5 protein-coding genes and 2 pseudogenes are annotated in these 5,165 nt (G+C 52.0%); 6 read left to right on the forward strand and 1 reads right to left on the reverse strand.

Annotated features, from left to right (window positions below; genetic code table 11):
- The 6 genes and pseudogenes from CFR76_RS17060 to CFR76_RS17090 all read left to right on the forward strand — a co-directional run.
- On the forward strand, positions 1-792 hold a 792-nt coding region (locus tag CFR76_RS17060; RefSeq protein WP_146222723.1), incomplete at its 5' end, for a transposase.
- Between the two features lie 100 nt (positions 793-892).
- Positions 893-1,702: pseudogene (locus tag CFR76_RS17070) on the forward strand (IS5 family transposase).
- A 195-nt stretch (positions 1,703-1,897) separates the two neighbouring features.
- Positions 1,898-2,155: a type II toxin-antitoxin system ParD family antitoxin gene (locus CFR76_RS17075; protein WP_110557930.1), complete on the forward strand. Its 258-nt coding sequence runs from the start codon at positions 1,898-1,900 to the stop codon at positions 2,153-2,155.
- 291 nt (positions 2,156-2,446) lie between these two features.
- Positions 2,447-2,689: a type II toxin-antitoxin system Phd/YefM family antitoxin gene (locus tag CFR76_RS17080; RefSeq protein ID WP_110557931.1), complete on the forward strand. Its 243-nt coding sequence runs from the start codon at positions 2,447-2,449 to the stop codon at positions 2,687-2,689.
- The gene (locus tag CFR76_RS17085) at positions 2,686-3,111 is read left to right on the forward strand and encodes a type II toxin-antitoxin system VapC family toxin (protein WP_110557932.1); all 426 of its coding nucleotides are present in this window, start codon (positions 2,686-2,688) and stop codon (positions 3,109-3,111) included. The genes CFR76_RS17080 and CFR76_RS17085 overlap by 4 nt, the downstream gene beginning before the upstream one ends.
- A 123-nt stretch (positions 3,112-3,234) precedes the next feature.
- Positions 3,235-4,950 carry a DEAD/DEAH box helicase gene (locus tag CFR76_RS17090; RefSeq protein ID WP_244191999.1) on the forward strand — a complete coding sequence of 572 codons (1,716 nt, stop codon included), beginning with the start codon at positions 3,235-3,237 and terminating at the stop codon, positions 4,948-4,950.
- Here CFR76_RS17090 and CFR76_RS17095 read toward each other — a convergent pair.
- Positions 4,947-5,165 (reverse strand): annotated as a pseudogene (locus tag CFR76_RS17095) (IS5/IS1182 family transposase); the annotation flags it as partial. The gene CFR76_RS17090 and the pseudogene CFR76_RS17095 sit on opposite strands and share 4 nt — an antisense overlap.

Genomic DNA, 5,165 nt, shown 5'->3' on the forward strand with positions numbered 1-5,165 from the left:
GATCCGCAGGCATTGCCGGAAGAGCTTGCCCGGCGGGAAACGCTGAAAGCGAAGCTGGACGAAGCCTGCGCCCGGCTGGAAGCTGATGCGAAGGCGCAGGCCGAGGCGGCGCGACCGGCCTACGAGAAGAAGAAAGCCGCTTATGATGCGAAAACAGGGCGTCGCGGCCGGGCGCCCAAACCGCCCGATGATGAACCACCACCCGACCGACAGATCAGTCTGACTGATCCCGACAGCCGCCTCATGCGGCGTTCGGACGCCCACGAGTTCCGGCAGGCTTACAATGCCCAGGCCGTGGTGTGCGCCGAAGGCAGCCAGTTGATCGTGACAACCGACGTTGTCGCCACGTCAGCGGACGCGCCGTCCTTTGCCAGCACCGTGTTGTCAATGGAAAACACGATCGGTCTCCCAAAGACAGTGCTCGCCGACACCGGTTACGCCAGCGGGCAGGCGGTCCGGAAACTGCGGGAAAAGGGCATTGATCCGCTGGTCGCCATTGGACGGCCCTGTGCCCGCAGACCTTACGACTTCCGACCCCGGCCCGCAGAAAGGGAGCCACGCCGGATAACCGAACCCTGGCGGCTTGCCATGAAGGACAGGCTGGAAACCACAGAAGCCGGAGATCTTTACAGACTACGAAAACAGACCGTGGAGCCGGTCTTTGGAATTATCAAAAGCATCATGGGCTTCAGAAGGTTCAGCCTGCGTGGCCTTGCAAAAGTCACGACCGAATGGACCCTCGTTGCGCTCGCATACAACTGCAAAAGAATGGCACGGCTTCACGCAGCATAAGCCAGGTTAGCCTCCGCCTTATGACCCTCAAAATGGCCAACCCGACAGGCTGCTAGAGGGTGTTATGTACTTTCATGCCTGATTGGTGCAGTAATGAGGGATGACGCCTGCACGCAAACCGTATCCCTCTGATGTATCAGACGAAGAATGGTCTCTGGTTGTCCCGTATCTGGTCCTGATGCGCGAGGATGCGCAACAACGACATCACGCATTGCGCGAACTATTCAATGGATTGCGTTACGTGATCCGCTACGGGATAGCCTAGCGGGCCATGCCGAACGACCTTCCGCCGTGGTCAGCGGTCTACCAGCAATCCCGTCGCTGGATGGAGGCAGGCTGTTTTGATGCGTTGGTGTCTGATCTGCGTGCCGTGCTGCGTATCGCTTCTGGCCGCAGGGCGGAGCCAACGGCAGCCATTATCGACAGCCGGACATTACGTTCGACGCCGGAAAGCGGTTCCCGCGCCGGATATGACGGGGCCAAGCGCAAAAAGGGATCAAAGCTGCACATGGCCGTGGACACGCTGGGACACCTGCTGGCCCTGCATGTCACACCAGCCAGTCGGGATGATCGCGCCGAGGTGGGACGTCTTGCTGCCACCATTCAGGATGCTACAGACGAGAGCGTTGAACTGGCCTATGTCGATCAGGGATATACCGGCGAGAAACCTGCCGGGGCAGCACGGGCCCAGGGGATCGCCCTTGAGGTCGTCAGGTTGCCCGAAGCCAAACGCGGCTTTGTCTTGCTGCCGCGCCGATGGGTCGTTGAACGATCTTTCGCATGGGCAACACGCTGCCGCAGGTTCGTCAAGGATTACGAGCGTTATGCCTCAACCCTCGCAAGTCTCCATGTCATCGGGTTCGCGTGCTTCATGCTAAGAAATGCAGCTATGCTCGCCCAAGGCGCATAACACCCTCTAGCTTCCGCGACAATACACTTCCCAATTGCATCCTATAAACATCCTTATTTTTGCCTTTGCTCCCTCGCCTCTCCATCTTTTTTTGTCGTTGCATCACGAACGGATGCAACGATACCGTACCGCATTCGTGCGTTACCATTGTACCAACAATTGGTGCACCGTTTAGGCATAAGGAGGAGGCACCCCATGCCACGCAACACATCAATCTCACTCGGCGACCATTTCGCGGATTTCGTAGACCAGCAGGTGCAAGGTGAACGCTACGACTCAGCGACCGACGTCGTATGCGCTGGTCTGCAGATTCTTGAAGAGCGGGAGACACGGCTAGAAGCCCTTCGATCCGCTCTGATCGAAGGCGAAAAATCTGGTGCAGCCGAGCCGGCCGACATAGAAGACTCCCTCGCCGCGAAGGCTAAACAGTTCCGGCGATGCGTTTTCTTTTAAGGCCGGCGGCCCAAGCCGATCTGTCGGCAATCTGGAATTATTCAGCACAACGATGGGGACCTTCACGCATTTACCATCCTGCGACTTTAGTTGATCGGTAGCCGTCATGATCGTAAGTGCTGCGAATGACTACTTTCGGTCATCTCCTCCAATAAGCGACTTTCTGCTACTCTCCGCTGATCTGCATGTCTGCTCAGTGATAGAAATAGACAGGCGATTGAGCGCATATTCTGGTAGGCACGACATAGCTTCCTCGCTATAAGTGACTAGTTTAATGGTTCGGAGGATGGAATGCAGACCGTCAATCTGGTGGAAGCCAAAGCTCATCTCAGTCGTTTGATTGACTTGGCCAAGGACGGAGAGTCCGTTCGTATCCTTCGCCGTGGCAAGGTTGTTGCCCAACTCGTTAACGCAGAGTCAATGCGTAAACCAATTTCCGTAAGCGTTCTGCGCTCACTTACCAATACTATGACCTTACAAAAAACATCTGCAGCAGACACTGCTCGCGAGATGCGCGATGAGGCCCGGTATTGACCCTTTATATCGATACTTCGGTGCTGGTGGCTGCCCTCACCAATGAGGCAGAAACGAGCCGAATGCAGGAATGGCTAGCTGCACAAGTGGTCGAAGATCTTTTCATTAGTGACTGGGTTATCACGGAGTTTTCATCAGCTTTGTCTATTAAACTTCGTACAGGCCAAATTAACGTCACAGACCGCGCGAATAGCCTAGCAATGTTCACGCGGCTTTGCACAGAAAGCTTTGGTATTTTACCTTTGACTAGTCAGAATTTCCGGACGGCAGCGAGATTCTCGGACCAGTATGCTCTGGGTTTACGTGCGGGAGATGCTCTTCACTTAGCCGTGTGCGCGGATCAAGGAGCGACATTATGCACTCTGGATCGGCGTCTTGCCGAGACGGGGCCTCAGGTTGGTCTAGCGACTACGCTACTATAACTAATCATTGGGGAGAGAGATAGTTGAGCATGACAGAGAACTAGCACGAAACGATCAATTACAGATCATGAAATATGCAATATTTATTGTGCACATTATGCAAAATATAAATAAAAGAGATGTATGATGAAGGCGTTTGAATTCGATCATTATATTATTGACTCCTATGCTCGTTTCTCGCGCTCTTTCAGTTCTATCAGGGCAGAAGACCTTCGGTCAGCAATTGACAGTCAATATGATGCTAAGCACTTCTGGCCAGACGCGTTGCTGTCAATCAATCCGCGTTTTCTTCAGGGGGCGACGGTCAGCGACCTTGTTGCTTCAGGCGACCTGGACGAAGCAACTGGACAAATATTTCGATTCGAATCTGTACCGGTACGTCTTTATCGTCATCAGGCTCAGTCAATTGCTAAAGCGCGAGCTCAGCAAAGTTATGTGGTTACAACGGGAACTGGTTCTGGCAAATCCCTCTGCTTTTTTGTGCCAATAATTGACGCTATCGTCCGTGCGCGGAAGCAGGGTAAAGCACGTAGAACCCAAGCTATTATTATTTATCCAATGAACGCTCTGGCAAATAGTCAGATGAATGAAATCGAAAAATTTATTAATCAATCTGGCTTACCCGAAGAATTCAGGCCGATTGTGCGTCGCTATACAGGGCAGGAAAGCCAAGAAGAACGACAAAAAATTGCGAACAATCCGCCAGATATTCTTCTTACTAATTTCATGATGGCCGAACTGCTTCTGACGCGACAAGATTGTCTCGATACAAAAGTTGTCGACAATGCATCTAGCTTAGATTTTATTGTTCTTGACGAATTGCACACTTATCGCGGTCGGCAGGGTGCTGACGTCGCCATTCTCGTTCGACGTATTCGTAATCGTTGTACGCCGGAAAAAGCTCCAATCTGTATCGGGACGTCAGCGACAATGGCAACTGAAGGATCGGAGGAAAGTCGGGCGCAAGCTGTTGCTGATGTTGCATCACGTTTATTTGGCGTACCTGTTGGTCCAGAAAATGTCATCGATGAATCTCTTGAACGTGCTACCGATGATCAGTTGAAGCTTGAAGATATAAGTAAAGAGCTTCCAGAAATTCTTATGTCCCCACTGCCGGCAATACTGACTGACGAGGTCTTGAAGACGCATCCTCTGGCTGTTTGGGTGGAACTGGCTATCGGTCTTGATGATGGGCAGGAACTGAAGCGAAAGAAACCTATTCCATTTAGTGATGCTGTTGCTTTGTTGGCTCAAAACAGCGGCATCGATTTCGAGACTTGTCGACATCGTCTTGAAAACTTTCTTACTCAGATCAGCCTCCCCGAGAGCAATCGTGGAGGTTTCGGCGAAAAAGCGTTTCTCGCATTTAAGCTGCACCAGTTTATATCAGGTACAGGAGAAATTTTTACTACGCTGGCAGAGAATCCACGACATGTACTCTTCGAAGGTCAACTCGAAGATCCAAAGGCTCCCGGCCACCGTTTGTATCCAACACGTTTTTGTCGGGATTGTGGGCATGAATTTCATGTTGTTACTAAAAATAATGACGATCGTGGCATCCGTTTTATTCAGAGAAATATTGACGATGTACCCCTTACTGACGAGGAGAATGATACCACCGGCTATCTGACACCTACGACCGAAGGCGACGATGATTATATTTTTACAGGCGAACTCGAAACATATCCGGAAGATTGGCGAGAGGAACGCAACGGAACTGAACGGCTGAGAACTAATAGAAGGAGTCGGATTCCACAGATGATTTCAGTTTCTCCATCTGGTCGATCTTCTCCAGATGGGAAAAGATTCTGGTTTCTACCAGGGCCTGTTGGGGATTAGCGTGAATTGATGACTGCGGCCACGAGATAGATCATGGCTGAGAATGACCTGTCTGTCTTGTCGCTGCGCATGGCGATGCGCTTGAACTCCTTGAGTTTGCAGAAGAAGTTCTCGATGAGATGGCGCGCTTTGAACAGGGCTTTATCGAACGGGCGTCTGTCGAGGCGGTTTTTGCGCTGGGGAATGACCACACAGGCGCCTTGCGCGCGTATGCT

This window comes from Komagataeibacter swingsii, from assembly GCF_003207895.1.
Classification (GTDB): domain Bacteria; phylum Pseudomonadota; class Alphaproteobacteria; order Acetobacterales; family Acetobacteraceae; genus Komagataeibacter; species Komagataeibacter swingsii.